This window comes from Nitrosomonas communis (assembly GCF_024102715.1).
GTDB classification, from domain to species: domain Bacteria; phylum Pseudomonadota; class Gammaproteobacteria; order Burkholderiales; family Nitrosomonadaceae; genus Nitrosomonas; species Nitrosomonas communis_B.
Window position 1 is genome coordinate 1 of sequence record NZ_JAGFJM010000016.1, and the last position, 5,661, is coordinate 5,661.

Annotated in this window: 3 protein-coding genes; all 3 read left to right on the forward strand. The window is 44.1% G+C overall.

Annotated elements, in window-relative coordinates; genetic code table 11:
• Window positions 1-912: 912 nt before the first annotated feature.
• The gene (locus J5I83_RS02160) at window positions 913-2,292 is read left to right on the forward strand and encodes an L-serine ammonia-lyase (RefSeq protein WP_304052940.1); all 1,380 of its coding nucleotides are present in this window, start codon (window positions 913-915) and stop codon (window positions 2,290-2,292) included.
• Window positions 2,293-2,564: 272 nt separating this feature from the next.
• Window positions 2,565-3,812: a TraB/GumN family protein gene (locus tag J5I83_RS02165; protein WP_304052941.1), complete on the forward strand. Its 1,248-nt coding sequence runs from the start codon at window positions 2,565-2,567 to the stop codon at window positions 3,810-3,812.
• 77 nt (window positions 3,813-3,889) lie between these two features.
• Window positions 3,890-5,661: ABC transporter ATP-binding protein (locus tag J5I83_RS02170; RefSeq protein ID WP_304052942.1), on the forward strand; the 1,772-nt coding region annotated here is incomplete at its 3' end.

The following is a 5,661-nucleotide window of genomic DNA, read 5'->3' on the forward strand; positions in this document are numbered from 1 at the left end:
CAAGGCAAAACTCACTAGGAGAAAAGCCTATGGTTTCAAAACACTAAAATGTCTGGAAATCGCCCTATATCATACACTTGGTGAATTGCCGGTGCCTGAGTTCAACCACAGATTTTGCTGAAGAGCCTTCTTTTACTTGGTTACTCTGAGTAATCTCACCAAATAATTGCATACAAGCAACATGCATGAACGAATCGCATTCTGCCTATATATCGAATGTATCTTTGGAAATGATCAGAAGCTCGGTCACGATCTAATTTGCAGAAAATGTAGCAGCATTAATATTGGCAATATCGCCATCAAGTAATGCATTATCTACGACTGATATGATGCGTTGTTGGTAAGTGTTCTTAATCCGTATAAGATATAGAATTTGTCTTTCCACGTTTGGCTCGCTAACGACTTCCCGATGCTCTCCAGTTAATTCATTTTTTACTGGCTTATTCTACTTATCGGTTAATGTGAGCTAAAACTTTAAAAGATAGAAAAATGATAAGATTCAGAGAACAAAAATGGAGAACTTGGTTGGTGAGCAAGCACGGGAGCGGAACTTATGAAAACTCGTTTATTGCTGGCAAAAAGAATTCCACGTAATTAACAACGATAACCATACATTAATGAGGTAAAGAGAGAGGAACTCCCGATGATCGCCAGAATCTCAACGCTTGTAAAAAAAATCACAGCATACACTCCGAGAATAATAAGCCGAATGAAATACAGCAACAGGCAAATGGCCCGACTAGGTTTTAGCAAAACATCGTTTTGACAAAGCTACAGATCAAGTAAATATGCAAAATGCGAGTGATGCGCAATATGGTTATCGTGGCGTGTAATAGATTTGTTCACAGGTTCTCATCATTCTCTCGTTTCTACGTAAGTATTCTTTAGCACAATTTCTACAAGGTTTGATTTATGTTCATCAGTGTTCTTGATTTGTTTAAAATCGGAATTGGTCCTTCCAGTTCCCATACTATGGGACCCATGATGGCTGCCAATAAATTTCGAAGCCATCTTGATCAACTTGTGATAGCAACTTCGAACAGCAAAGCCAACCATGTTCGTTGCATCCTTAAAGGATCTTTAGCCTTTACTGGCAAAGGCCATGCAACAGACCGCGCTGTTGTCCTGGGGTTACACGGCTATACCCCAGAAGCATTGTCTACACAGGACGTCAATGCTTTGATCGCAAAACTATGGATTATGAATTCCTTTACGCTAAACAATGGCGCAGTGATCACATTCAATCCGGATAAGGACATTATTTTTGATAAGCACGAGACATTACCGCAGCATCCAAATGGTATGGTTTATATGTTGCTTGATGAAAATGAAAAAGTTTTACTCAGCGAAACCTATTTTTCCATTGGTGGAGGATTTATCAATACGCTTGCTGAAATCAATCAGCTAAATGCCCCTCTAAAAATGGAATCAGCGAAGTCTTTTCCCTTCCCGTTTGATTCAGCGCGAAGCATGCTACAAATGGTCCAGCAAAGCAATCTCTCAATTGCAGACATGAAACGCGCCAATGAGCTGACAAAAATGTCCGCCAATGAGCTTGATCAAGGGTTAGACAGAATTTGGCACGCCATGCAACGTTGTATTGAAAATGGCTTAACGACAGAGGGGCAGCTACCTGGCGGCCTTAAAGTGTCACGCCGGGCTAAAGCAATCTTTAATCAACTGCAAAAAGACCCTGGGAAAGCGACACTAAACGATTGGTTATGCGCATACGCAATGGCTGTGAATGAAGAAAATGCAGCTGGTCACATGGTCGTGACTGCGCCAACCAATGGCGCGGCAGGCGTGATTCCAGCTGTGCTGTATTACATGGTTAAGCACGAAAACGGTAGTATTGAAAACGTAAGGAATTTTTTACTAACAGCAGCAGCAATTGGCGGCATCATCAAACACCGGAGTTCTATATCCGGTGCAGAAGTGGGTTGTCAGGGAGAAGTGGGATCAGCTGCGGCCATGGCTGCAGCCGGTCTATGTGCAGCACAAGGCGGCACAGCAAAGCAAATAGAAAATGCAGCAGAAATCGCGCTTGAACATCATTTGGGCATGACCTGTGATCCTGTGGGAGGATTAGTGCAAGTGCCATGCATTGAACGCAATGGCTTCGGTGCCATTAAAGCTCACACAGCCGCAGCATTAGCACGCCGCGGTACAGGCGAACATTTTATGCCACTGGACAATTGCATTGCAGCAATGAAACAAACCGGCCTGGAAATGTCACATAAGTACAAAGAAACATCATTGGGCGGTTTGGCTGTGAGTATTACTGAATGCTGATCCGCGCCGATTCTGGGCAAGACTGACTATATCTGGTTGCTCGACAGAGCGGCGATGTGTAGGGCTCGGGACTAACAAGAACACAACAGTCCACTTTTTTACTGTTGCCACCATAGTCCACTCTGGCTGAAAAAACTCAGCGAAGCCGGTTAATTCTGTCAAAGCGGATGGCTGCACTGCATAACTTCCTGCCACCCCTTTGGCATTACCACCTAGCAGCTACAAATTAGCATAATTTCAACCGATGCCTTAATCGATAAAACAATCAACTCATGCCTGAATTAAAGCAAGAACACATAACATCATCTGCAAAAATAAACAACGAAGCCAAAGTAGAACCAATCAAAACTTTGGAAATAGATGGTCACAAAATCACGATCCTCGGCACCGCCCACATTTCCCAGGCTAGTGCCGATAAAGTGAAAGAGCTGATTGCTACTGGCGAATTCGATGCAGTTGCAGTTGAGTTATGCCCAAGCCGTCATAAAGCGATCGTCAATCCTGATCTATTAAGCAAGATGGATCTCTTTCAAGTTATTAAGAAAGGCCAAGCGAGTATGGTTGCTGCCAGCTTAGCATTAAGTGCATTTCAACAGCGCATGGCTGAGCGATTAGGAATCGAACCTGGCGCAGAAATGCGAACTGCTATTAAAGATGCAGCAGAAGCTAAGTTACCGGTTTTACTGATTGATAGAGAGATTGGAACCACTCTCAAACGTATTTACCACAACGTGCCATGGTGGAGACGTATGGAGTTATACAGTGGTTTGCTAGCCAGCATTATTTCGCGCGAATCGGTGAGCGTTGAAGAAATCGAACGATTGAAAGAAGGCGATGTATTGGAAAGTGCTTTTTCACAGTTTGCAGAAAACGAAAAGCATTTATTTAAACCTCTCATCAGTGAACGCGATGAATACATGTCTGCACGCCTGATAAAGGAAAGTGTGGAAAATGACTATCAGCATACGCTTGCTGTCGTTGGCGCAGGACACATGAAAGGAATTGAACATATTTTAAAGTCCCGTAGTATCAACGATCCAGATACAACTATCCAGCAGCTTGACACCATTCCGGAATCGATCAACTGGCTTAAATTTCTACCTTGGTTGATCGTCGCCCTGGTTCTGACCGGTTTTACGATAGGATTCATGCGCAGCCCTGATGTCGGGATGACAATGATAATCGATTGGATACTCATAAATGGCGGCTTGGCTGCATTGGGCGCTGCAATTGCACTTGCCCATCCGCTCACAATTTTAACCGCCTTCCTGGCTGCCCCGATTACCTCCCTTGATCCTACCACCGGAGTTGGCATGTTTACAGCGTTAGCAGAGACTTATTTACGTAAACCTACCGTGGGTGATTTTAGTCGTCTTCGAAATGATACAACGAGTCTGAGAGGCTGGTGGCACAATCAAGTGACACGTATTTTACTGATATTTCTGCTTTCTTCACTAGGATCCGCCATCGGCACTTATGTAGCAGGTTTCAAAATACTTGAACTAATCACTGGCAGTTAATCTGAGAAGAGGTCATATGGGCATAAAACAGCCTTTTAATTACATTGCTCCAGCATCCCTCCTTTAACTGAATGCATATGCTTCGCTACTTTGAACGTCTGATCAAACCCTTCCCACCTGAGCCCCCAACTGAACCGCCAAAAGGCTTATATCAGTTCTGCCGCCACTATACCCGAGGAATCGAACCCTATCTGCTTTTGATGGCCATACTGACTATCTGCATCGCCATCGGTGAGGCCATGCTTTATGGCATTTTAGGGAAAATTATCGACTGGTTAGCTGAAAAAGATCCCCAGAATTTCTTGCAGGAAGAAATGCTCTCATTGATTGGCTTATCACTTTTTATCCTGCTGCTGATGCCCATACTGGTTCTATTGCATTCGCTAATCATGTATCAGACCTTAATGGGTAACTTTCCAATGGTTGTTCGCTGGCAAGCGCATCGTTATCTTCTTAATCAAAGCTATGCCTTTTTCCAGAATGAATTTAGCGGTCGAATTGCAACCAAAGTGATGCAAACAGCCTTAGCTGTGCGGGAAACTGTCATGAAAACACTCGATGTAATGCTTTTCATCGCTGTGTATCTCATCACCACTTTGTTTCTCGTTGCAAATGCCGATCCTCATTTATGCATTCCGCTGCTCAGCTGGTTGGGTGTGTACGCAGCCATACTGTACTACTTCATTCCAAGATTAAAACGAATCTCTGAGCTACAGGCTGATGCACGTTCCAGCATGACCGGCCGTATTGTAGATAGCTATACAAATATTTTGACACTCAAATTGTTCTCGCACGCACAACGTGAATCTGACTACGCAAAAACTGGCATGGAAAATTTCCTGAACACTGTTCACCCGCAAATGCGGCTGGTGACAGGACTGATTGGCTGTGTATGGAGCAGTAACATGCTACTGGTGTTCACGATTGGCGCACTGGGAATTTATTTATGGATTAATGGCAATATCACCACGGGCGCCATCGCAATCGCCCTGAGTCTTGCAATACGCCTAACCGGTATGTCACATTGGATTATGTGGGAGGTCAGTGCATTATTTGAAAATATGGGAATTGTCCACGATGGCATCAATACAATATCAAAACCACAAGCCATTGTAGATGCTCCCAATGCCATGCCACTGAAAGTAGAATCCGGTGTCATTATTTTCAGCCATGTTGGTTTTAGTTATCATCGCACGGATCACAAGCAAAGCGAGCAAGTTTTTACTGATTTCAATTTGCACATTGCAGCAGGTGAGAAAGTAGGTATTGTCGGCCGCTCCGGCTCCGGAAAATCAACCTTGGTTAATCTGTTATTGCGCTTTTACGACGTCCAACAAGGAATTATTCAAATTGATGGACAAGATATCCGCCAGGTTACTCAAGAGAGCTTACGCGCTAATATCGCTATCGTTACCCAGGATACTTCATTGCTTCACCGCTCCATCCGTGACAATATTCTATTTAGCAAGCCTGATGCGACTGAAGAACAAATGCTTGAAGCTGCTAAATATGCGCATGCTCATGAGTTCATTCAGACGCTTGTCGATAGCAAGGGTCGCAGAGGTTATGATGCCTTTGTCGGTGAGCGCGGTGTAAATCTTTCAGGAGGTCAACGCCAGCGCATTGCGATTGCTCGGGTATTATTAAAAAACGCTCCGATCCTGGTTCTGGATGAAGCTACTTCCGCTCTGGATTCAGGGGTAGAAGCCAGTATTCAGCAAAACCTGTATCAGCTCATGCAGGGCAAAACAGTTATTGCCATTGCCCACCGCTTATCCACCATTGCCGCCATGGATCGACTCATCGTATTAGATAAAGGACGCATTGTTGAACAAGGCAGTCACGCTGA